Raw genomic sequence first — 23,877 nt, 5'->3', positions numbered from 1 at the left:
CCGAGCAAATTGAGAGAGCCCTCTCATTAATATTTGAGGAATAGATGAGCCAGCGCATTCTGATTGTGGATGATGACCCCGTACAGCGTAGACTACTGGATCAAGCCTTGAAGCAGTTTGGCTATAACACTCTCTTAGCGGTTAATGGCGCAGAGGCACTGCACGAAGTTCGAAGAGCCTCCCACGATATTGACTTGATAATACTTGATATCGTTATGCCTGAAATTGATGGCATTGAATTCCTAACAAAACTGAGAGCAGAAAAAACAACAATCCCCGTCATTGTACAAACAGCTCATGGGGGAATTGATAGGGTTGTTGAAGCAATGAGAGCAGGTGCGCAAGACTTTTTTGTCAAGCCGGTAAGTTCTGAGCGATTGCGCATCTCAATACGAAACTTGCTTAATTATTCGGCTCTCCAGGGTGAACTTACCCGTCTGCACCAAAAAAATAATGGAACACTCACTTTCAAAAGCCTAGTGACACGATCTGAAGCCATGGAACGGGTTTTAAGGCTAGGAGAGCGGGCTGCGAAATCAACGATACCCATTTTAATTGAAGGCGAATCTGGCGTTGGTAAAGAGCTGATTGCAAGGGCAATTCAAGGTAGCAGCGATAGAAAAAACAAGCCATTTATCACCGTTAATTGCGGTGCGATCCCAGACCATTTGGTGGAATCAATACTTTTCGGCCATGAAAAAGGCGCTTTCACAGGAGCCCACGAAAAACACAGTGGCAAATTTCAAGAAGCTAATGGCGGAACTCTGTTCCTTGATGAAGTGGGAGAACTGTCTTTAGACATACAAGTCAAATTATTAAGGGCGATACAAGAAGGCGAAGTCGAACCTGTCGGCGCCCGAAAACCAATACAGTGTGATTTTCGTCTGATCTCCGCAACAAATCGCAGACTGCTGGACCAAGTAAAGGAAGGCAACTTTAGGGAAGACCTTTACTACCGCCTGAACGTCTATCCAATTTGGGTTCCTCCACTCAAAGATAGGCTTGAAGATATTCCCGAATTACTAAGAACATTTGTGGCTCGTTTTGCGGCTGAAGAAAACAAACTATATATTTCTGGTGCTACGAGTGAAACATTCGAACTGCTCAAAAGTTATGATTGGCCAGGTAACATTCGGCAATTTGAAAATGCCGTTTTCCGTGCGGTTATTTTAAGCGATGGCCCTCAACTTTTACCCAATGACTTCCCTCAGGTCCAACAGGCTCTTGAAAATAATAGTGACAGCATTAAGCCAGAATCATTTCATGCTCCCAATGAGAAGGCTGAAGTAAATAGCCGGTATTTAAAGAGTACGCCCCCTCAAGAAATGCAGGTTGCCAATATTCAACCATCAACTCTAGTCGAGGATGAGACCCCTCTATTTGGCTTTCTGCGTATTTTAAATGGTGAAGGCCATATCCGTTCAATTACGGAAGTTGAAAAAGAATTGATCCAAACAGCACTTGATCACTATGCATTTAAAATGTCTTTGGTAGCAAAAAGACTTGGAATAGGAAGATCTACACTCTACAGGAAGATCAAAGACTATAAGATAGAAACAAAAAACTCGATAAATGCTAATGAATAATTCTCAGTTAGTTAAGTGACTTTAGATTATTTACAATTTTATATAGTGATATTTTTGTGTTAATTGTACCTAAGTTATTTTAAAAAAAACTTCAGGTAATAAAAAAATGTCCAGCCAGATTATAAAAGGCACTTTTTATATTGCTCTTACAGCATTTGCACTTTTTAGTAATAATGCGTCTGCAGCTCCTGACATCCTGACGCATTTCAGTTCAGAAACCCCGCTTTTTATATCAAAGGGTAGTCTTCGTCATTACATCGCCAAAGCACTTCACGGCAATGAGCATAACACGGCTTTTCGGGACAGACGGGATTTTGCAGCTGTAAAGCTATTCTATGAAAATCGTGGATATCAGCCGATTTGGGTTAAAAATGGAAAGCTATCCAAACATGCTGCCAGCTTGGTAGAACAGTTGGCGAAGGCTTCCGAAGAGGGGCTGAACACCGATGACTACCCAACCCCCAACAAAACACTAGGACACAATTATAGGATCAATAAGTACAGCCTTTCAATTGCTGAGTTAAGGCTAACTCAGTCGCTGCTGAAGTATGCTGAAGATGCTTATAGTGGCCGAGTTAATCCTCGTAGTCTTTCAAAAAATATAACGCTAAAACCCGCCAAGCTTGATCCAATAGATGCGCTTGAACAACTAGCCACCAGCACGACACCACAGGTAAAACTACAAGCTTATAATCCGCCACATAAAGGCTATCAGGACCTTAAGCAACAGCTGGCGACTTTGCGCTCGCAAAAGCACGACACCCCAAGTGTTATACCAGGTGGCAAGCTCATCCGCCCCTTTAAAAAAGACAGGAGAATCGCCTTATTACGAGATCGGTTTTCACTTGAGGTCGCAAAAGGTGAAGAGCTTATCTACACCAAAGACCTGCAAGAGAGGGTGAAGGAATTTCAAAGTGAGAACTCCTTAAAACCTGATGGGGTAATTGGACCAAGAACACTGTTGGCACTTAATGCCAAATCTGGGGCAGATCCGATTAAAGATGTTATCGCCAATATGGAGCGTTGGCGCTGGATGCCTAAAGAGCTTGGCAATTTGCATCTACAAGTAAATATTCCAGAGTTTACTGTTCGTCTCATACACAACAATAAATCTGTATACCAAACCAAAGTCGTTGTGGGTAAGAGAAAGCACCAGACGCCAATTTTTGCAGATAAAATGGAACATATTATTGTCAATCCTTATTGGAATGTTCCTTACTCAATCGCGACTAAAGAAATGCTGCCAGATATTTTGGAAGACCCAAGTGAGTACCTCAAAAAAGGTAACTATGAGATTGTAGCAAAAGGGAAAATTATAAAGCCAAGCCGAATTAACTGGGAAGGTGTATCATTTGAAAAGATCAGAATTCGCCAGCGGCCAGGACGTGGCAACGCACTTGGGCAAATTAAGTTCATGTTCCCCAATCGGCATAATGTTTACATGCACGACACACCCTCGAAGTCATTATTTAGACGATCCGAACGCGCCTTTTCGCATGGCTGTATTCGCATTCATCGCCCTCTTGCTTTTGCAGATGCGCTCGTGGGCTTTCAAAAGAACATTAACAGTAAAATGATCCGAAAAACTTTGGGCAAAAAAGAACGCCGTTTTGACTTTGCCAAACAAATACCGGTGTACATCGGCTACTTCACCGCCTTCGTTGATGAGAAGGGGCAACTACAACGTAGGCCCGACATATATAACCATAATAAAAAACTGTATCGATTTCTAAAACTATAGCTATCTAATGAATTTTACATAATCATTTGCGATGGAATATGGAGGTTTCCAACCACGCTCCACATAGATTCACATTAACTTACATCATTAAGTTGTGATATTTAAGTATTTCAAAAAAAATCAGTAATTGTTGCTTTTTCAAGCTTGGCCAATGCCTAGTAGAATAATAAATCTCGAAAACAACACCATGGTAAACACTCGTTAACCAATAAGCGAATATTTTACCCTAGGGGTTACATGCTGCTAAATATGAGAAAAGTATATGCACTGGCACATTCGGGATACGGTTGCTTCAACTGAAATGAAACGCAGGGGCAAAAATGCAATAGGCATGATGTTCATCATCATGCTTTGCTTTCTGCTTGCACCCCAAGTTGGCTATGCCTCCACAAAAACCCTAAAGCTCTACAATACCCATACCAAAGAACGCGCGAGTATCACCTTTAAGCGTAATGGCCGTTACGATAAAGCTGCTCTACGTAAATTAAATCATTTCCTACGCGATTGGCGGCGTAATGAAGCCACCAAAATGGACCCCGAGCTATTTGATTTAATTTATGATGTCTACAAAAAGTCGGGCTCTAAAAAGTATATACATGTTGTGTCAGGTTATCGCTCTTTAACCACAAACAACATGCTTCGCAAACGTTCTCGCGGTGTGGCCAAAAACTCGCAGCATACCAAAGGCCATGCCATGGACTTTTTCATTCCTGGCGTGAGTACAGCAAAACTCCGTGCCTATGGCCTGAGAGAACATGTGGGAGGTGTTGGTTATTATCCAAGATCAAATACCCCCTTTGTTCATATGGATACCGGTTCTGTTCGCCACTGGCCACGCATGACGCGTGCGCAGTTGAAGAAAGTATTCCCCAAAGGGCGCACAATACATGTACCAACCGATGGTAAGCCACTAAAAGGCTATAGCTATGCCCTTGCCGAAATAAAAAGAAATGGCCATACAAGATCGCGCAGCTATGCCGATAATGATAGTGGGTCTTTCTTAAGTCGCTTGTTCTCTGGCTCTAAAGAAGAGGCACAGCAAAAGAAAACACAAAAGCAGCCCGATCCTGGCTTGCGAGCACAGCTAAAAAATAAGTCTAGCCTTAATAACGTATCAGTAGCTGCGCTACCTAAGGCAAAACAAGCATATAAACCCATTGTGATTGCCTCAGCAAATACGAGAGAAAAGCCGGAAGCGCTCGTACGAGGTGCAGCCCTTTATTCAAAAGAACCTAAAAAAGCGGCTAGTGTAGTTCTTGTCGCGCGAATGCCAAAGTTGAAGCCAAGCTTGCACACTATAGACAAGCCGTTACAAGTCTCTTCTTTAAGTGCCAATCACAAAATGCCAATACCAAACGGGCAAAAGCGTGAAGCAGGTAATAACCCCTCGAACCCGGCTTCAATTCAGCTTGCCTATGCACCGACGCAACACGGCAACTCAATTGCAGACATTATTGCACAAGTAGAAACAAAAAACGCTGCTCCCAGAACCCCTGCAGTAAAAACCACTAAAACACCAAGTTCTTACTTTGAGAGCCTTCACTATTACGCAATGGGGCCCCAAATCAGCAACAGCGCGCTACCTCAAGTCACGAGTGCAATGATATTAAACAGTAAATCACTTCCGCAACCACGAACCAATTATGATATTATTGCGGATCAAGCCAAATTACATCCATTATTGTTTACCTCTCAATCCAATGCCCCGCTTCACTTCATAGCAGATGAAAATAAATTTAGTGGGAGAGCTATCAAGTGGATCAACTACAATCAAAGAACAAGCTTTAGCTCTTAGAGCGTATTCCCGATAAGTGCCCACCGATTTTTGGGTAAGAATACGCTTCAAAACAATAGGTTAAAGAAGTTTGAGTGCTTCTAAGAAGTGGCAAACTGCTATAAATGGCAGAACATGAAAAACGACTTCATTACAACAAAAAGGCCCCGCGAAAGCGGGGCCTTTACTTATTCAAACGCGTAACAAAAAGATTTTTAAGCGTTCACTTCACCGGCAGCTGCAAGCATACCCAATGCGTGCATGTAAAGTTCCATTACCGCTTCTTCTTCTTCACGCTCATGCGGCTTCCGCTTCCGCAGAGAGATAATTTTCCGCATCACTTTAACATCAAAGCCGTTACCCTTAGCCTCTGCGTATACGTCTTTAATGTCATCAGCAATGACTTTTTTTTCTTCTTCAAGACGCTCGATTCTCTCGATAAATGATCGCAGATGGTCTGCTGCAACGCCGCCATGATCCGTCATATATGCGCATCCTTAAATGTTCGATAGTTTCAGAAGTGACTGCGTGCCAGAGAAACACGCTTAGGTCAACCTAAGAAAATCACAAATATCGCTCCTTCACAGCTTGTCATTTTGAGCTGTGTTTTGCCCTGTAAAAACTATTAAATGGCAAATTAACGCCACATTCCTATATTCCACCAAATGCCATCGGTCTGTGCAGTTCCGACCAAGCCCTAGAGAATCGATTGGTTTCAAAGCTAGCAAATGAGATGATGACTTAGAGTATTTTACACAGGAGAAATCTGTGGCATATAATCACGTTTATGCGTGCAAAACATCAATACTTAAAGATTTGGCAGCGCTTCTATGCCTATTGATATATTTTACTGGTTTGAAGCATTATTTCGCAAGACCCAGGCATTGAAATAACAAATCAATGCTGACTATTGAGATTTACTTGTCATTTCGATTTCATCAAATGCACTTTATTATTTCTTTATGCCTTAATTGGATAATTATTTCTCACATTAAACTGTTCCCCTAAAACTTGCTTTACTATTGGAAGCTATTAATAACTAATATCAAAATTCTATTTATTATCTCCGTAATTCTAACAACCGTATGTTTTCTAAGCATTTTTAAATTTTACAAATACATAAAATAAATAGGTTTCAATATATTGGCATAAAAAAGCATTCTGTGATGCACTGTTTCAAGTACAAACAGTTGCAAGCCCAATTCTGATATACCTATCGGTATCCACAGCGCTTAAAAATCGATTATTGCAATTGATTAAAAAAGCCTCAAATTTCTTCGAAAATCATTATGATGCCAACATATTGGCGTCAAATAGCGCTAATTGGGCTTAACGCCCCTTTTACATCAGCCAATTCGGCTATTATTAAGTATGTCACCAAAAGCCAGATGGTCGTCTGGTCGCGTTGACACAGACGTAATCTAACAGCATTAACTTGCTGTTGTAGCTGTACAAAGATTGATATGAAACCAACCAACGACTTTACCTCCCGCGCCTCAACTCTCCCCGAGCGCACAAAACATAAGTTTGGAATATATTTAGTTGTTGGCGTCAGCCTGTTGTTATCGACAGTCTCTGCTCAGGCAGATTTTCGTTTGTGTAACAAAACAGAAGGACTGGTGGAAGTAGCAGTCGGTTACCGTGATGCCACAGACTGGGTCAGCGAAGGCTGGTGGAAAGTGAAACAAAACAGCTGTGAGACATTGGTAAAAGGTGATCTAGCGTCACGGTACTTTTACATCTACGCGACAGAAAGCGAAAGTGCTGATGAATGGAGCGGAAAAGCGTACATGTGCGTTCGACCGAATAAAGAATTTACCATTCACGGCGTTGGAGACTGTTTAGCTCGTGGCTACGAGAAAACAGGCTTCTTTGAAATAGATACAGGTGAGCAAAGCAGCTGGACCCTCCAGCTGACGGAGCCGGTAGAGCAAGGAACAGGTGGACGATGAAGCGAAATAGACGGGTCAAAATCCTAGCAACACTCGGCCCTTCATCATCAGATGGCGCCACAATCAAGAAATTGTGGCAAGCTGGTGCAGACGTTTTCCGGATTAACATGAGCCATTCCAGCCATGAAGTGCTGAACAACTTGGTGAATACAATCCGTGGCGTAGAGAAGGAAGTTGGTCGTCCAATTGGTATTTTGGCAGACTTGCAGGGCCCTAAACTGCGTGTCGGTACCTTTGAGAACGATGAAAAAGTCATGCTGGAAAATGGCGCGACTTTTACATTGGACAATGATGAAACTCCAGGAAACGTCAACCGCGTTTACCTGCCACACCCAGAAATTCTTGGTAGTTTGCAAGAAGGCCACCGCCTACTTCTGGATGACGGTAAAATCACACTTCGTGTCACCAGCGCTTCCCCCGAGCGTTGTGAAACTCGTGTAGAAGTTGGCGGCAAGCTTTCCAACCGTAAAGGCGTAAGCGTTCCGGATACTGAGATCCCAGTTGGCGCACTAACCGACAAAGATCGTAAAGACTTGTTGGCAGCCCTTGATGCCAAAGTTGACTGGATTGCTCTGTCATTCGTACAGCGTCCGGAAGATCTCGTTGAAGTACGCAACGTCACGCAAGGCCGCGTTGGTGTTCTGGCGAAAATCGAGAAGCCACAGGCTATCGATCGTCTGCCAGAAATCATCGAGCTTTCCGATGCAATCATGGTTGCTCGTGGTGACCTTGGCGTGGAAATGCCGCTGGAAAAAGTTCCTGGACTTCAAAAGCGTATGATCCGTGCTTGCCGCAAGGCTGGTAAACCAGTTGTTGTAGCAACACAAATGCTGGAAAGCATGATCACTTCGCCCGTACCAACACGTGCAGAAGTTTCTGACGTTGCAACTGCAGTGTTTGAAGGCGCAGATGCTGTCATGCTTTCAGCCGAATCAGCTGCTGGTGATTATCCAGTTGAAGCTGTTTCCACAATGGACAAGATCGCTCAGGAAGTGGAAACAGATACCCACTACCGCGATATTATCCATGCGCAGCGCACAGAGCCTGAATCAACTGGGGCTGATGCGATTACCGCAGCTGCACACCAGGTTGCTGAAACACTCGATCTGGCTGCAATCGTTTGTTACACCGCTTCCGGTGGTACTGCTTTGCGTGCATCGCGTGAGCGTCCTAAGGCACCAATCATTGCCTTCTCACCAGAGCTTTCCATTGTACGCCGTCTGACCATTGGTTGGGGCCTACACTGTGTAGCAAGCAATGATGCAGCGAATGAAGAGGAAATCGTTGATCGCGCTTGTCGCCTGGTTGCCAAAGAAGGCTTCGCAACACCAGGACAACGCATTATCGTTTCTGCAGGTGTTCCATTTGGTACACCAGGCTCAACCAACATGTTGCGTGTCGCATTTGTTGGCGGTTAATTTGCACAAAGCAAGCAAAAAGGCCCGTAGTTCTCTACGGGCCTTTTTTGTAGGATAAATTGCTTTTCAAGCGCCTTGAAATGGCTTTGTGTAAAAGCAATATAGGCCTAATCGAAATAGGTTAAAGCAGTTTGCTACTTCTTATAAGCACTCAAACGCTTGAACCTATTCTATTGACGCGTATTCCTTGCAGAAAACCGGTAGACATTTTTCGGGAATACGCACTAATGCCACTCTCCCCACACAACATTTCGCAGTTTCTTTACTGCTTCTTGCGCTTCTACATGTGTTGGGTAAATCGCTAACAAGCGCTTCATCAACTGCAAGGCATGTTCGTGCTGGTCTAACTGCATGTTGATACTGGCAAGGCCGTAAATGGCGCTAAAATGCCTTGGCTCCAAATATAGAGCTCTATGTAGATCGCGCAAAGCAAGAGAATAATTGTCCATTCTATAATGAACACTTGCGCGACGGTTCCAAACCTCGGCATTTTGCGGGATAATTAAGGTTGCATGATTAAGCAAATCCAATGCTAGGGTGTAGTTCTCTTGCTTTAAGGCTAGATTAGACCTTTTCATCAGCAAATCAGCTGCAGCATCGCCTGTAAGCCCCAACAAACGACGAATATCGGTAGCTATGCGCTTACCCATCAATGTTGTGTCAGCGTCTTTGAGCGCTTGAAATTGAGCATTTAAAAGCTGTTCAACTTCATCTTTGCTGTGGCCGTGTTGTGCTGGCATATGGCCACCAGCAGACAGTTCTTCAAACGTAGGTTTAGAGGCAGCTGGCACCTCCTGTTTCTCAGGCGGCTTTGGAATTGCTTGAAGCTGATCTTTTAACCACTCATGCGGGGGACTGATAACCAAATCAAATGATCTGGATAAAACTATTTCACTTTGGTGTTGAAGCCTGTCTTCTGCTTTAGGTAAAGCTCCGCTCAAAACAGTAGCTAAAAAAGCAATTACCCAGAAGTCCCCCCTTACAAACCTGTGCAGAGGCCCTGAGCCTGTGTCGCCTCCCCTCTTAGTAAGGAGAGCTTTACACGAAAGCCAAGATATTGATCGGATATCTGGATATGAAACAAAAAAAGATCGCATAATCAAGAGTAAACACTCTTAATCAGCGACCTTCAACTGTAAGAAATCCGGAGGCACTTTACACAGACAGTAAAATACCGCTCTTCGGATTAACCCTGACGAGCTTTAAAGCGAGGGTTTTTCTTATTGATGATGTATACGCGACCCTTACGGCGAACCATACGGTTATCGCGATGACGGCCCATGAGAGCCTTAAGAGAGTTCTTAATCTTCATTGTCCTGTCCCCGTTGGGATTTGCCTTCAAGGGATCCTGAACAATCACGATCCTCTGGGTTAGTATCGGCATTTCTGCCATGATCATATTCCGCTACCGCGCAAGTATATTCGCGCTGGATAACAAATCTATCATCATTTGCGGTAAACCGCGAAAATGGTGGGCGTGACAAGGATCGAACTTGTGACCCCTACGATGTCAACGTAGTGCTCTCCCGCTGAGCTACACGCCCCTAATTTTCAACTTCATACGAAGCGCCGAAAGCAGAGAACCGCTTGCGGTGGAGAGCCATATAAGAGGTATTGGGAAACAGCGCAAGCCCCTTGTGCTGTTTTTTGATCAGTTTCCACACCAGCCAAGCAACTTTCCACGCTTTAAAAGAGCCGAAACCAAACTATTATATCTTTTCAAACAATAGGTTACCTGCTTCACATCAGTAAAGCAAGAAGTTATGTCGCATTACTGCGCCAACATCTTCTCAACTTCGGAAACAAGTTCGCGCAAATGGAATGGCTTTGATAAAACCTTCGCATCTTTAGGTGCTTGCGAATCCGGATTTAAAGCTACTGCCGCGAACCCTGTAATAAACATCACTTTAAGATCGGGATCTAATTGGGTAGCTTTTCGCGCCAACTCAATTCCATCCATCTCTGGCATCACAATATCGGTCAGTAGCAGAGAAAACGGTTCTTCCCGAACCCGTTCATAAGCACTTTTTCCGTTATCAAACGAAACAACGTCATGACCGGCCTTTTCCAGTGCGTTCACCAAAAAGCGTCTCATGTCTCCGTCATCTTCGGCAAGTATTATCCTCGACATGCTCTATTACCAATTACTCCAAAAGTTAAGGACCGGAACTCTTCCATAGTACCTTCCATTAATCACTGCTATAAATTGTTTGCCTTGCAACTACAAATGAATCACTTTGAGACTCATTTTTAAAAGTACTATTGAAAAAAAACGCCAATATGCGGTTAGGCTTCGACAGAATTACAGGAGTTCAAAACGTGCAGCAAATCAAACAATCTTTCCATATATGCGAAATTGATAGTTATGCTGCCCCATCTATTCGCCATCTCAGCTCGGCTCCAGAACAAAATGAATGTAACCATCAGCCGCAACATGTCGTAGCAAGCCATGAATTAATTCGCCCTGCAAGTCCATCCCTTCCATTTCTAGTGTGCTCGCCACACTCTGGCAGAGCATACCTTAAATCCTTTCTCGACAGTTCGCGTTTAAACCGACAACAAATCAGAGATTCTGAAGACGCTTACGTGGATATGCTGGTCGAGCGTTGCTCCGAACTGGGCTTGACCTTTTTAAAGGCTAATTTTCCCAGGGCTTATTTAGATGTAAATCGCGAGCCCTACGAGCTTGACCCTAAAATGTTTTCCGAGCGCCTTCCAAGTTACATTAACAATCGATCACTAAGGGTCACCGGCGGGCTTGGCACAATTCCCAAAATAGTGACCGAAAGAAAAGAAATATACAAGCATAGCCTAACTGTTGCAGAAGGTCTTGAAAGAATTGAAACACTCTACAAACCCTATCACAAGCAAATAAGTAAAGAGTTATCGTTCTTAAAACAGCAAAATAACTTCGCAGTATTACTGGATTTTCATAGTATGCCATCGCAATCAACTGTCAAAAACCAAAGGAGTCTCAGGCCAGACTTTGTGATAGGAGACCGTTTTGGCAGCAGCTGCAGTCAATCTCTAACGGCAATGGCAACAGGACTGCTTAGGGAAATGGGTTATCATGTTGTTTGTAACAAACCTTATGCCGGCGGTTTTATTACCGAACATTATGGCCGCCCAAGCAAAGGTATCCACGCTTTACAAATCGAAATGAACCGTGCGCTATACATGGATGAAACAACCCTATTACCGCATTCAGGTTTACGGGACACTCAACATAACCTATTGCTATTTATCAGTAATATAACCGAGCTTATGATTCAATCCACATCTGCCGTTTGGGCTGCTGAATAAAAAAGAACCGCTTGCGGGGGGGCAAGCGGTTTTAAGTCAAGGGAGGAAAGCCCCTGGCGGGGCTGCGCAAACTCTCGTTTGCAGTGCACAATAAAACATTGCATCGCACAAAAGTCAATATTCTTAGCTTCAACTTTAGTCGATTTCAAAAAATACTATTTTTTACGTGCTCTATGAGCAACAAATATGAATTATAATCCAATAAAAATACTGGATTTACTAATTACTTTTCCCTGAAAGAAGTAAAGTCGTTTTTTTATGCAGCTATTTATTTAGAAGTATTAAACTGCTTACCGCGACAAAACACATGGCGCACCCGTTCCTATTTTACGTTAAAAAAGTATGGTATAGCGTTCAAAACTAGAATAACGATTGGATAATCATGTCTAATATATTGCCCGATGTTCAATTTTTGCACTTACTTGCTGATGCTGCAGATAAAAAAACTCTCGAACACTTTCGCAGTCTAGACACTGTCGAAAATAAACTGGATCAAGGTTTCGACCCTGTAACAGTGGCTGATAAGTCTGCCGAAAAGGCGATTCGAGAGTTGATTCAAGGCAAATATCCAGACCATGGCATTATCGGCGAGGAATATGGCACTGAGAATGAAGACTCAGACTACCAATGGATATTAGACCCCGTGGATGGTACTCGTGCCTTTATCACCGGTATTCCTACTTGGGGTACATTAATCGGGTTGCGGCATAAGCAAGAGGCCTCCTTAGGAATGTTAAGCCAACCTTATAATGGCGAACGCTTTTGGGGGAATGGTTCAAGTGCTCATTACAAAGGACCGCTAGGCGAGCGCCGTTTAAAAACCCGGCGCTGCTCACGCCTGGAAGATGCCATTATGTGCACAACATCACCCAAGCTATTTACGTTAGAAGAGACCCCTCTCTACGAAGCTGTTGAAAATAAGGCACGCTTGGCACGGTATGGTACTGATTGTTATGCCTATGCAATGCTTGCTGCAGGTCTTTGTGACATTGTTATCGAAAGCGGTTTGCAGACCTACGATATCTTCCCTTTAATTGCGATTATTGAAGGCGCAGGTGGTACAGTTACCAACTGGCAAGGTGGTTCAGCCCATGATGGCGGGCAAATACTAGCGACAGGAGACCCTCAGTTACATGAGTACCTGCTGAAGATGCTTGGTAATTAGTTCTAAAGGTTTGTCTCAGTACGACTTGAAGCACAATCTAAAGCAGGTAGGTTACTTACAAATTGCACTGCTTTAGATCTCTTGCGGCGGAATAAACGCATCAAAAGCCCGCCAGAATTGCTCACGAGCTTCATCTTGTTCCATTAACAGCTCATGTTCAGCACCTTGCACTTCCAAGTAACCAAGCGCATCGCTCGCGGAGCATAGCTTTTGTGCGGCAAACTTATTGACAATTCGATCATTACCACTGGCAATAACCAAAGCAGTTATTCCCAAATGCGGCCCAAACAACGGCAACTGCATTGCTTTTAATGCATTCAGTACACTATTCAGCCAACCGAATGTAGGTGAACCGATACCAAGCTTCTCGTTTGCCTCTATAATTCGGTTATTGCGCGAAAAACGTCTTTTATCACGTGTGAGTCTGTTATTCTTATAATCACCTGTTAGTTTTCCATTACCCCCAGGAATATAAAAGCGCCCTAAACCCAGCCATACCATTGCCTTTGCTAGGGGGCGAGCTAACAACTTCATCAAATTGGGCATTTTGATTTCAACGAGAGGCGAGCTCAACACCACACGCTCGACCTTGGTTCGAAGCTGCTGATGTGTCTTTAAAATTACCGCTCCACCGGTGGAGTGCCCTAGCAGAAAATGAGGACCAGGACACCTTGCTAAAGAAACATCATCCAACACATGTAATAGGTCTTTTTCGTAGTCCGCAAACTTTCTTAGGTGTCCTTTAGCTGGGTCGTGCAATAAGCGATCTGACCCTCCCTGTCCGCGAAAGTCAAAAGCAACCACAAAAAAACCGCGGGCACGCAACTCTTCAACCACTTCGAAATACTTTTCGATAAACTCTGCACGCCCTTGTACGATTGTAATCGTGCCTTTGATGCCTTTTCCATCAAGAGGTGGCCAAAGTGCAAATCGTAATTTTGTCCCATCTGCAACAATCGTTGCACCAACCTCTCCCCCATCTGGCACGGGGTTATCGTCAATTGAGGTGAGTTGCATCCAAAACTCCAGCTAGAATAATTATGTTACCCAGTCTGACAAACATGCTTTCCATAAACAAGCTATAGTTTTTAAACACCGGTTTCCACCTTCGTCACACCCATAGTTCTCCCATGTAATTAGCGCTTTTTATAGTTCCCTTGCAAAACAAGGCCGCTATAAGCATCTATGACGAGTTTTACAGGCCCATAGCGACGCCATTTAGCACGCACAACATAAACGTCACCCCGACTACGTACCCGGCGGATACTATGAAACCCCATTGAACGAAGATGCTGCTTTAGTTGCCGCTTGTTTAAACGAAAGTTCTTTTTAAACCAGCGGTTCCCCACATAATAAGCGGGTGTGTTGCTATGACCTCTGAACGCACTGTGATCTCCAAAAGAAAATGATAGTTCAAGGCGGTCTTTTGCTTGTGCAGTACCAGTTATAACCGTTGGGAGTGCAACCAAGCATCCTGAAATCAACAATGAGGCCATTACTGTCTTCATCGAAGTTTTACGCTTTGCCATTTGTCTCTCCATCAATTTGTTAGCGATGAAAACACCCTACCGGCCAAGCCCTGAACCCACACAAAAAGAACTGTTCATTTGTCATTCAGCTTCAGACGCATTATTTTTATAAGATAAAACAATGATTTAAAAAAGTAGCTGTTTTTCTTTTTTATCTCTCCAAGCCCTTGAAAAAAGTCATACCCATTCCCATTTGTTTTTTGTAGTCGCCAGTTAGGGGCTACACGAAAGCCTCGCCAATGATGGGAGGCAAAGAGTTAATATGACCACACCTGTAAGCATTACAGGTGAATAGTTGCTCATGAGAGGACAAAATGCGTCACTTTGATTTATCTCCACTATATCGCAGTACTGTAGGTTTTGACCGCATGTTATCACTGTTGGATTCTGCAAATAGCGATCAAGCACCTGCGTACCCCCCCTACAATATTGAGCGCACAGGCGAAAATGCCTACAGAATCTCTATGGCTGTAGCAGGCTTTAAGGAAGCTGAGCTCACCATTGAAGCTAAGGAGCACACCCTTACCATTCATGGTGAAAAGGCCGAGGATAACGAAGAAAAAGAAGTTCTGTATCGCGGTATTGCTTCGCGCGCCTTTGAACGCCACTTCCAATTGGCAGAGCACGTAAAAGTCGTTGGTGCCAGTTTGGAACATGGATTACTGCATATTGATTTGGTACGCGAACTTCCAGAAGCGATGAAGCCACGCAAGATCAATATCAATGTCTCGAGTTCCACTGAGGAACGAAAACAAATTGAGGGCAAAGTTAACTAGCCTTAACACAAATGCACTTGATTGAAGTGAGGCTTGTCACTGGGGCAATTATATCAAGACCCTTAGTTGACAAGTTCCAAAAATCCCTGCGGTTACACTTTAACCGCTAAATGTCTGGAGACTCCTCCCACTAACCAGACAAAACAAAGCGCTCCGGAGCCCGACCGGAGCGCTTTTAATTATTGTCAGTGTTACTTTTGCAAGATTTTCAGTAACGAATTGACAGAGTCCGGTGTTGTTGCAAAGCAGGTCACCAATCGTATCATCACTTCATCAGCTGCCAAATCACTTGCGGGCCATTCATAAAAACCGGCTCCTGCCTGCTTCAACCGCTCACAATCTGCGCGCTTGATAATAGGAAACACCTCATTGGATTCTGGCCAAACAGGCAGTTTCACGTTTTCCAGAGCCTTCAGCCCTTCTGCCAGCCGCTGCGCCATCGCATTGCTGTGTTTTGCTGTCTCCAGCCAACTATCATTTTCAAAGTAACCTTCAAACTGCGCAGATATAAACCGACTTTTTGAAAACAATTGCGCAGATCTTTTGCGCAAGTATTCAAAGCCTTTCGCGTCATCAGGATTGAAAAACACAACGGCTTCGGCACACCAGCAACCGTTTTTGGTTGCACCAAAAGACAGCACATCCACACCAGATTGCCATGTCATTTGTGCAGGAGTAACATCTAGAGAAACCAATGCATTCGCAAATCGTGCACCATCCATATGCAGGGGAAGACCACGGCTTTTCGCAGCCTCTGAAATCGCTCTGATTTCTTCAAGGCGATAAAGTGTACCAATTTCAGTGGCCTGGGTAATCGAAACGGCAGCTGCTTGACCGTGATGCACAACCCCTTCGGGAACACAATCCATAGCAGCCCTAACGCTTTGCGCGGTTATTTTACCTTCTTCACCCTTCATTGTGAAAATCCGGTTTCCCGCCGTCATAAATTCCGGTGCATTGCACTCGTCAACCGCTATATGCGCTTCTTCATGTGCAAAGATAGACCCCGCCGGCTTGGCATATTGCGCCAATGCAAGCGAGTTGGCAGCCGTTCCGGTGGATACCAAGAACACAGCAACTTCACGTTCAAAAAGTGTATTGAACTTCTGCTCAATAGAGCGGCTTAATGGATCGACACCATATGCAGGTGTAAAACCATCTGTATGACGGGCCAAGGCAGCCATCACACTTTGCGTAGCGCCAGCCCAGTTATCACTCGAAAATTCCATAGTATGGCAATAACAATTCTATGCTTTTTGGCAAGCAATTATTCTAGAACTATTTATATTAGCGGTAAAATCTAAATATTCATACCTACTATATCTATCTAGGATTGTGACGAAGGAGCAAATAATCAACCGAGAGCTGCCCCGCCCCTTTCATCACCAATACACAGAGTATGCCAACCCATAGGAACCTTTGATCGGCAATGATCGATGCCGGATTTCCATCAAACCACGCGCCAATACTAGCCGCCTCCAAGTGATGCCCTGTAACATCCACGTATGACATTACAGCAATAAATACAATAAACCCGAGCGATGCGAGACGTGTCATCGCCCCCAAAACAATCATAATAGGCAGCAAAAACTCGGCCCACATTCCAAGCAGCACAATCAGCCCGAACGGCATAAATGGGACCTGCGAAACGTCATAGCCAACCCTTTCCATCATTTGAGGCAGGATTTGCGCATAAGCGCCAACACTTGGCGAAAGAATTCCCGTCAGGCCACTGCCAAGCTTGGTAAGCGCGGAGTTCCAAAAGTACTGAAACAATACGGCCGCAAAAATAAACCGCATTAATGTCCCTAAAAACCATTGATCAGACCAAGTCGACAGCCTTGAGCAAAAAACAGTATAACGATTTAATAGCCGCATAATCCGCCATCCTTTTTTCTCGTAACCTGACAACTTCAGCCACATGTATGCGCTTACCCACTAAGAACTAACGTGTTAGAGCTGAATAGTTTTTCCAAGAATTCCTGCGCATCCAACTCACCATTTGGCGTAGATTTTGATGCAGCTTTAACCAGTGCTTCATTCAAGCTTTTTCCACGAACCAGCTCATTAAAAAGCTCAAAACCTGCCATATCGAGGCAATATAATTCTGGACTAAGATCTGGGCGTACAAACAAATAATAGGCAGGTCCGACTGCCAAATCCTGATAGTGCTCATCCTTTTTAGAAGAATAAAGCCGCATTATTTCACAGTTAATATTTGCGCTCGTATTTCGGATATAAGCTCCGGTAACATCATAGTCACAGCATATGAGCCGAACGCTTTTCGTAGGGCGAAACTGGCAATCACCTATGGGTTTGCCAAGCCTGTTCTCCTCATTTGAAAAGTCAAAGGACCGGTCATCTGCACTATGGAAGCTCGATAGCCATGACCATTCCAATTTGGCAACACTTTCCAGGTACGGGAAGTCTACAAGCCCCGGAAAGCTGGCTAGAAACTGAGCGAAACTCTCGCCATATTCGTAAAGCACAGGCTGGCTGGGAGGCTGCGAATATATGTAGATACTTGCCAGTGCTTTAAAGTAGTCATCACCAACAAGCTTCTGAACTGCAGGGTAATTCGCTGCCAACGCTTCAATGAGACTGGCCATAACATTGTTACGATACACATCAAATCGTTTCTTTGAAATAATACCCCTAGACTTTACAATCCCTGTTGGGACTTCACGGCGACTATCAATAAGGCCTAGAGAAAACGCTTTTTGCAACTCATTGTGCGCCTGAATAGAGTTGTTTGCTTTCTTCATATCAACACTAGGCAACATGACGATTACCCCGCTGTCTATGAAAAGCCTGCAGATAGCTTCGTGCGGCTTCGGCTTCACTATATAGCCTTGTAAACTCAGGTACATCGTTATCCCACTCAATCAAGGTGGGTGCGCCTTTCGTTAGCGAAATTGCGAGCTTATAGAGAGACCAAACCGGATCGCTGACCTCCCGATCATGAGCATCAATTAAGAAGTCACTGCCAAACTCATCCTGGTCTTCGGCATGACCACCTAAATGCATTTCCCCAACATGCTCATGCGGAAAAGCGTGTAAGTAACCCTCGGGTGTGCAGCCAATGTTTGTGCAAGAAACAAAAACATTATTTACATCCAGCAAAAGTCCGCAGCCTGTCGCTTGCGCCACTTGAGACAAGAACTCAGTTTCCGATATTGTTGATTGCTCGAACACAATGTAAGTCGAGGGATTTTCTAGCAGCATTTGCCGCCCTAAAGTTTGCTGCACTTCATCAATATGCTCACAAACACGCCTCAACGTTTCGCTAGTGTATGGCAATGGCAGCAAGTCGTTAAAGAACGTCCCCTCATGTGTCGACCAAGCCAAATGTTCACTGAACAAAACAGGTTGGTACCGGTCGTGCACCATTTTTAAACGCTGTAGATGTGCCCTATCCAGTTTACCAGCGCCGCCAATAGACAAGCCCACACCGTGCAGTGAAAGCGGATAACTCTCTGTTATAGCCTCCAAATATGCATGGGGGCTTCCCCCTGCTCCCATATAGTTTTCTGCATGAACCTCAAAAAAATCAAGGCTCGGCTTATCACGTAAAATCTCGTTGTAGTGCTCGCTTTTAAGCCCCACGCCGACAAATGCACGTGCCTGCTCTTTCTCCCAGTTTTTGATGCAATTAGCCATAAAACTCTCCAGATATATAGGAAGATACTTGGCGAATAAGCAGGCACCCACAACAGGCGACCTTACAAAACAGCGGAGCACACTTTGGTGCCCACATAGCTTTTAAGATTTAGGAAGATCCCGATCCAGCTCTGTCAAGGAGCCAGAGCGATCACCTGGAACTTTCATATCAACACAAGTTCCAGTTGGTACCAGCTTCCAGGCGTTGCCCTGGTAGTCAACAGTTGATGTCCCTGCACAGGTGGTCCCAGCTCCAGCCTTACAATCATTTTGCCCCTTCAAGGCAACACCATAGCATTTTTCCATGCCGGCTTTCTCGGCCTTCACAGGCGTTGCTGACATACCCGCAAGTGCGGCAGTCATCGCACCTGCCAAAACGGCTGAATTAAGAATAGTTTTGCTCATGGAATTCACTCCAGCTTCCAAGATAAGTGGTTTATGTGCTGATTCACCACCACGGTTGCTAACCAGCGCCAAAACTATCGCTAAGAAAGCATTCAACTGGAAATAAAACTAGCGTGAACACCCATCGCTAAGGAAGGCATCGTAAATTACTGTTTTTATTAGATTTACCGCAAGGAGATCTGGACGAGACACACGCTGGCACCCAACAAATACTATTGGATCACTTCAATGTGACAGTCCGTGAAAAACAAAAAGGCAAGAACATTGCACGATGTTCCTGCCTTTAGGTCAATAACAGTTTGGCCCCTTACGTTGCCAAGTTATAATCACAGCGCCTAATCATCCATTTGCGCCACAAATTTCTCTGACTCTAGTTTAATTGTATTGGATATTTTCCCAAGCTTGTCTGCAGCCAAATGCAAACTTTCTGATGTTGTTTGCGTGGTCCTATAATCCTGCATAAGCTGTTCAATACCGCTATTTACCTGCAATGCATTTTGATGTGCCTCACCGGCACTTCCTGCTACACCAACAGTAAGTTCGCGCTGCTCAGCAACAGCCATATTAATGCGCTCAGATATTGCATTCATTCTTGCGATTGTTTCTTTAATATTCGCAATCGCTATTACAGTCTGCTCACCGACTTCTTGTACCGAGCTCACTTGTTTAGAGATTTCCTCTGTTGCCTGCGATGTCTGGCCAGCAAGATGCTTCACTTCACTGGCAACCACCGCAAAGCCCTTACCGGCTTCACCAGCCCTAGCCGCTTCAATTGTTGCATTAAGTGCAAGCAGGTTGGTTTGATCTGCAATACTATTGATAAGTTCAATAACTTCGCCAATTGCCACACCGCTTTCAACCAGTCTGCCTACAATCTCGTCCGTGTTTTCTGCTTCAGATACGGCAAGCTGGGCAACACTCATAGCTTCGCTCATATCCTGACCAATCGTATTCGTAAATTGACTCAGGCCATCTGCAGCCTCAACGATGTCATTAACGGATTCGTGAGTGACTCTCGTTGCTGAATTGGATGATTCCATCGCATTTGCCGCATCTCGCACACTTGATGATAGCTTTGAAGAGGCATCTTCAACACCCTGGCTGATATTGTAAAGCTCTTGAACTGCGCCACCAACTGAAGCTTCAAATTGATGGGCAACTTCTGCCAAAGCTTTTTGCCGCGCTTCTGCTGTGTCGATTTCTTTTTGCATTTGCGCAGCAACTTCTGCTTCGGCTTTTTCTTTCAAAACCGCACGGAACTGGCTAATAGCTCTGGCAATATCCCCAATCTCATCACGTCTTCTGATACCGGAAATATTGGTCTCCAGCTTCCCGGCAGCCAAAGCATTCAATCCTTTTTGAAGGGCCGATAATGCAATCCTCGTATTTCGCCCCATGAAAAAGGCAACAGCTAAAAACAACATCCCGATAGGCGTGCACACAAGCGTTATAAAAATCAAACGCTCAATAATTAGTTCGCTGAGCACAGTACCATCGACACTAGCTAATATGGCGGCACGCGTTTGCTCGTCTGCTAGGGCAGATGTGAGCGCATTGTATATCGTCACAAACGAAAAGAGCGTACCAAGACCCATTATGGACATGGCCAGCACAACAATGAATACAAATTTGCCTAGGATCGACAGATTAAATTTTTGCATCTCTGCAGGTGCCATTAAAGCCCCCCGAATTATCTATTTGCCCATGGGGATATCGTTCCACTTAAGATTGTGGCAACAACACATACTGATAAGTAATAGTTGATAGCTGATATACATGGCAACGATAATATGCCGGATTATTTAATTAACCCAGTAAAAACATATATCTATTAAAATTCTAATTAATTATTGTGAATATCATTCGCTAAAGTTAATACTATCAGCTCTGCCATTGACATCTTTTAACTGCCAGTTCGTATTAACGGCAACAGGTGAATTATTATCATCGCTGATTGCTTTACCGGCGACGAGCTTAAGCTCTGGAGATGTCAAACGACCCGTGAGCACGATAAAGTTCGGATCATCCTTCACACCTTCAAAAACAAAGGCGGTCGAACTACCAAATATTCGCGCTATCTCGCGTTCAACATAATAGGCAATTTTCCTGTATCCAGAAAATGTGAAGAATACACCATCTTTTGTGCGCAAGCGCTTCTGTTTACCGCTTACATCAGGCCCAAATGCCAAATACAAGCCATTATCATCTTGAAACACTTTCCAAATATCAACGAATACGCCACCAGATGGCTCCACCATCTCGCGAAATAGCTCATTAAGTTTCTGGTAGTCTTGTCTTCTAAAATCATCTTCGGGCGGTGCCATACCCACCCAAAGCAACGGTAATTGCTCTTCACGCACTGCCGCAACCAGCGACGCAATTCGGTAGCGATACTCTTTTTGCCAATCATCACTTTTGAATGGCAAGGCGACACTGCCAACCGACATGCTTTGATTGTCCTGGGTACCAATCGCAACAACAACCAAACGCACATCTTCGCTTTTCAATAATGATTGCACATCCTCAGGCCAGTCAGGAACTTTGCGCTTCACAAGCCCAGAATTCGGATACACCAGCCTAACAATTCTTATTGAGGGAGTTTCGGCATAATTATGCTGTAGACCCTGTGCAATTCCAGCAGCAATATCATCCCCAACAACAAGCAATACCCGGGCATTTTCCTCTTTAGGGAGCTCGTCAAGTTTAGGTATTTTTTCACTGATTACTGGCGCAACGGCCCGACTACGCCGCTTACGTTTGGACTTGTAGTAGTTTTTGCGTCGCGATTTCTTCTTCTTTGTTTTTTGCACAGGCTCTTGGTCGAAAAAACCAAAGAAGGAAAAGTAGCTGCCCTTTTTTTTGTTGGTAGAAGAGCGCACCTGCGCTTGTGCGCTTGTTTCCACGGCACACAAGTTAGCAAAGCAAGCGATTGCCACATAGAATAGGAAATAAAAACATAACGAACCAAATCGCTTCATAATTCCACTCCCCTTGGCAACCGTTTCACCTCGTATAGCAAACTATAGTAGTAATCTATTGCAATCTCTTTAATAACAGCTTGGAAGCATAACCGTCGGGGATCATGCCCTGGCGACTTTGATAATCACGAATTGCTCGCCGACTCCTTGGCCCTATTTTCCCATCAGCCTTTCCGACAGCATACCCCCTTTTTTTCAATAGGAGCTGGAGCGAAACTTTTTCACTAGCGGTTAAAGGTGCCGCCTTGCGGTACCAGCGTTGAATAAAATCACCATCACCACGAATACGGTCACTCAAATGGCCAACAGCAAGCGCATATGCGTTCGCGTTATTGTAACGTTTAATTACGCGGAAATTCTTAAGCAACAAAAAGGCCGGTCCAGAAGACCCTGCAGGCACATACAGGCGTGCTTCATCCATCGGTCTGGGAAAAGCTATTCCACTTGCTCGGCGAATGCCCAACGACTGCCATTTTTGCAATGTTTTCGATTGCTCGCGATACCCAAGTTCATAGTTGAAGCCACGGGGCAACCTCACTTCATAGCCCCAAGTTTTCCCTGTCTCCCAGCCATGCCGATTTAAGTATGCTGCTGTAGAAGCCAAAGCATCTGGAATGCTATGCCAAACATCCCGCTTACCATCACCAGTTATATCTACAGCATAAGCTAGGTAGGTGGTCGGAATAAATTGTGTGTGCCCCATAGCTCCGGCCCAAGAGCCTGTCATATCCTTTGCACGCACATCACCATTTTGAATAATTTTCAAAGAGGCAATCAGTTGCTTGCGTGCATATTTGCGCCGCTTCTTATCGGCAAATGCAAGACTTGCCAGCGAACGTATTGTGCTCTTTACAATTTTCTTATTTCCCAGCACCTTCCCATAGGAAGTCTCTATGCCCCAAATAGCTAAAACTGTGTAACGGCTCACACCGTATTGCGCCTCAATTACATCCAGCCAGTTCTTCCAATGCTTCGCCATTTGGCGGCCATTCTCCACACGGCGGGTAGAAACTGCGTTATCTAAATATGACCAGACTGGGCGAACAAATTCAGGTTGATTTCTAGCTTTAGGTATCACTGTAGGATCAAAAGTGACCCCTGAAAATGAATTATCAAAAACAACAGGTTTGATACCGGATTTTATCGCAACCACGCGGAACTGCCGGACCCAACGATCAAACTGCTCGTTAGCTTGCGCTTCGCCGCATAAGAGCATGATAAAACAAACAAGCGCAGCAAAGCTTCTTGAAACTAGACAGGGCTTAAACAATAACCTCTCCATAATTGCGGGAAAAACAAACTCTTGAATGTCGCAATCTACATCCAAGAGTAATTGCATCAAGGCGCTTCACCATCAACTTCACAGATTTAGGATAATAGGAGGTACCCTTAATTCATCATAGCCATACTTTTCGGGTTCTCAGGCTGTGACGGTAAATTCTGTTTAATCCTGTAAATCAAGTGTCAATGATTAACAGGATAACTTGAAGGCCACCCATACCACGGTTCACTTAAGCCCTTTGTCTATTGCTCCTTCAATATTCCACCTATAAATAGTGGCAAACTAATGCTAATAGAAGTAACAGTCTG

The 23,877-nt window shown here is 44.3% G+C and carries 22 protein-coding genes and 1 tRNA gene; 8 read left to right on the top strand and 15 right to left on the bottom strand.

What is annotated here, in order from left to right; all coding sequences use genetic code 11:
• Positions 1–44 precede the first annotated feature (44 nt).
• The 3 genes from AYK67_RS12135 to mepK all read left to right on the top strand — a co-directional run bounded on the left by AYK67_RS12135 (position 45) and on the right by mepK (position 5,122).
• Complete coding sequence (locus tag AYK67_RS12135; protein ID WP_068087008.1) at positions 45–1,586, top strand: sigma-54-dependent transcriptional regulator; 1,542 nt, start codon at positions 45–47, stop codon at positions 1,584–1,586.
• Between the two features lie 106 nt (positions 1,587–1,692).
• Positions 1,693–3,327, top strand: coding sequence for a L,D-transpeptidase family protein (locus AYK67_RS12130; protein ID WP_068087005.1), 1,635 nt, complete (start codon positions 1,693–1,695; stop codon positions 3,325–3,327).
• Positions 3,328–3,658: 331 nt separating this feature from the next.
• A complete protein-coding gene (gene mepK / locus AYK67_RS17455; RefSeq protein ID WP_082735801.1) occupies positions 3,659–5,122 on the top strand; it encodes a peptidoglycan L,D-endopeptidase MepK in 1,464 nt (487 codons plus the stop codon).
• 194 nt (positions 5,123–5,316) lie between these two features.
• Here the strand turns inward: mepK and AYK67_RS12120 are convergent, their stop codons facing one another.
• Positions 5,317–5,586: a DUF2312 domain-containing protein gene (locus AYK67_RS12120; protein ID WP_068087002.1), complete on the bottom strand. Its 270-nt coding sequence runs from the start codon at positions 5,584–5,586 to the stop codon at positions 5,317–5,319.
• Positions 5,587–6,564: 978 nt separating this feature from the next.
• Here AYK67_RS12120 and AYK67_RS12115 point away from each other — a divergent pair.
• Positions 6,565–7,053 carry a DUF1036 domain-containing protein gene (locus AYK67_RS12115; protein WP_082735786.1) on the top strand — a complete coding sequence of 163 codons (489 nt, stop codon included), beginning with the start codon at positions 6,565–6,567 and terminating at the stop codon, positions 7,051–7,053.
• Positions 7,050–8,471 carry a pyruvate kinase gene (gene pyk, locus AYK67_RS12110; RefSeq protein WP_068087001.1) on the top strand — a complete coding sequence of 474 codons (1,422 nt, stop codon included), beginning with the start codon at positions 7,050–7,052 and terminating at the stop codon, positions 8,469–8,471. Before AYK67_RS12115 ends, pyk begins: the two co-directional genes overlap by 4 nt.
• Before the next feature lie 224 nt (positions 8,472–8,695).
• On the opposite strand, the gene AYK67_RS12105 is transcribed toward pyk, so the two are convergent.
• The 4 genes from AYK67_RS12105 to cpdR all read right to left on the bottom strand — a co-directional run bounded on the left by AYK67_RS12105 (position 8,696) and on the right by cpdR (position 10,602).
• Positions 8,696–9,412, bottom strand: a complete 717-nt coding sequence (locus AYK67_RS12105; protein WP_068086999.1) for a tetratricopeptide repeat protein — start codon at positions 9,410–9,412, stop codon at positions 8,696–8,698.
• A gap of 245 nt (positions 9,413–9,657) precedes the next feature.
• Positions 9,658–9,783 carry a type B 50S ribosomal protein L36 gene (gene ykgO, locus AYK67_RS12100; RefSeq protein ID WP_008551489.1) on the bottom strand — a complete coding sequence of 42 codons (126 nt, stop codon included), beginning with the start codon at positions 9,781–9,783 and terminating at the stop codon, positions 9,658–9,660.
• 157 nt (positions 9,784–9,940) lie between these two features.
• A tRNA-Val gene (locus AYK67_RS12095) sits at positions 9,941–10,015 on the bottom strand.
• A 227-nt stretch (positions 10,016–10,242) separates the two neighbouring features.
• Entirely contained in the window at positions 10,243–10,602 is a 360-nt protein-coding gene (cpdR, locus tag AYK67_RS12090; protein WP_068086997.1) for a cell cycle two-component system response regulator CpdR, read from the bottom strand.
• A 326-nt stretch (positions 10,603–10,928) separates the two neighbouring features.
• Between cpdR and AYK67_RS12085 the strand changes: the two genes are divergently transcribed.
• Positions 10,929–11,774 carry an N-formylglutamate amidohydrolase gene (locus tag AYK67_RS12085; RefSeq protein ID WP_068087316.1) on the top strand — a complete coding sequence of 282 codons (846 nt, stop codon included), beginning with the start codon at positions 10,929–10,931 and terminating at the stop codon, positions 11,772–11,774.
• Between the two features lie 382 nt (positions 11,775–12,156).
• Positions 12,157–12,939: a histidinol-phosphatase gene (hisN, locus tag AYK67_RS12080; RefSeq protein WP_068086994.1), complete on the top strand. Its 783-nt coding sequence runs from the start codon at positions 12,157–12,159 to the stop codon at positions 12,937–12,939.
• A gap of 72 nt (positions 12,940–13,011) precedes the next feature.
• On the opposite strand, the gene AYK67_RS12075 is transcribed toward hisN, so the two are convergent.
• Together AYK67_RS12075 and AYK67_RS12070 are read right to left on the bottom strand one after the other, a co-directional pair.
• Positions 13,012–13,956: an alpha/beta fold hydrolase gene (locus AYK67_RS12075; protein ID WP_068086991.1), complete on the bottom strand. Its 945-nt coding sequence runs from the start codon at positions 13,954–13,956 to the stop codon at positions 13,012–13,014.
• 119 nt (positions 13,957–14,075) lie between these two features.
• On the bottom strand, positions 14,076–14,468 hold the full coding sequence (locus AYK67_RS12070; RefSeq protein ID WP_068086989.1) for a hypothetical protein: 393 nt from the start codon (positions 14,466–14,468) through the stop codon (positions 14,076–14,078).
• Between the two features lie 314 nt (positions 14,469–14,782).
• On the opposite strand from AYK67_RS12070, the gene AYK67_RS12065 reads away from it, so the two are divergent.
• The gene (locus AYK67_RS12065; RefSeq protein ID WP_068086986.1) at positions 14,783–15,244 is read left to right on the top strand and encodes an Hsp20 family protein; all 462 of its coding nucleotides are present in this window, start codon (positions 14,783–14,785) and stop codon (positions 15,242–15,244) included.
• Between the two features lie 191 nt (positions 15,245–15,435).
• On the opposite strand, the gene AYK67_RS12060 is transcribed toward AYK67_RS12065, so the two are convergent.
• From AYK67_RS12060 to AYK67_RS12025, 8 genes are all read right to left on the bottom strand, one after another.
• Positions 15,436–16,473 carry a threonine aldolase family protein gene (locus AYK67_RS12060; protein ID WP_068086982.1) on the bottom strand — a complete coding sequence of 346 codons (1,038 nt, stop codon included), beginning with the start codon at positions 16,471–16,473 and terminating at the stop codon, positions 15,436–15,438.
• Between the two features lie 94 nt (positions 16,474–16,567).
• Positions 16,568–17,044, bottom strand: coding sequence for a DoxX family protein (locus AYK67_RS12055; protein WP_208976287.1), 477 nt, complete (start codon positions 17,042–17,044; stop codon positions 16,568–16,570).
• Positions 17,045–17,175: 131 nt separating this feature from the next.
• The gene (locus AYK67_RS12050) at positions 17,176–18,027 is read right to left on the bottom strand and encodes an HvfC/BufC N-terminal domain-containing protein (RefSeq protein ID WP_068086979.1); all 852 of its coding nucleotides are present in this window, start codon (positions 18,025–18,027) and stop codon (positions 17,176–17,178) included.
• Positions 18,017–18,904 (bottom strand): MNIO family bufferin maturase, encoded by an 888-nt coding sequence (gene bufB, locus AYK67_RS12045; RefSeq protein ID WP_068086977.1) that lies wholly within the window; start codon positions 18,902–18,904, stop codon positions 18,017–18,019. The genes AYK67_RS12050 and bufB overlap by 11 nt, the downstream gene beginning before the upstream one ends.
• 102 nt (positions 18,905–19,006) lie before the next feature.
• Entirely contained in the window at positions 19,007–19,309 is a 303-nt protein-coding gene (locus tag AYK67_RS12040; protein ID WP_068087303.1) for a BufA1 family periplasmic bufferin-type metallophore, read from the bottom strand.
• Between the two features lie 335 nt (positions 19,310–19,644).
• Positions 19,645–20,985 carry a methyl-accepting chemotaxis protein gene (locus AYK67_RS12035; protein ID WP_156453141.1) on the bottom strand — a complete coding sequence of 447 codons (1,341 nt, stop codon included), beginning with the start codon at positions 20,983–20,985 and terminating at the stop codon, positions 19,645–19,647.
• A 183-nt stretch (positions 20,986–21,168) separates the two neighbouring features.
• Positions 21,169–22,287 (bottom strand): SGNH/GDSL hydrolase family protein, encoded by a 1,119-nt coding sequence (locus AYK67_RS12030; protein ID WP_068086973.1) that lies wholly within the window; start codon positions 22,285–22,287, stop codon positions 21,169–21,171.
• A gap of 55 nt (positions 22,288–22,342) precedes the next feature.
• Positions 22,343–23,626 (bottom strand): lytic murein transglycosylase, encoded by a 1,284-nt coding sequence (locus AYK67_RS12025; RefSeq protein WP_244266918.1) that lies wholly within the window; start codon positions 23,624–23,626, stop codon positions 22,343–22,345.
• Between the last annotated feature and the right edge of the window lie 251 nt (positions 23,627–23,877).

Origin of the sequence: Polycladidibacter stylochi (assembly GCF_001562055.1) — a bacterium.
Lineage (GTDB): Bacteria > Pseudomonadota > Alphaproteobacteria > Rhizobiales > Stappiaceae > Pseudovibrio > Pseudovibrio stylochi.
The sequence above is the reverse complement of the archived record's forward strand: the minus strand, read 5'-3'. Positions and strand labels throughout refer to the sequence as shown.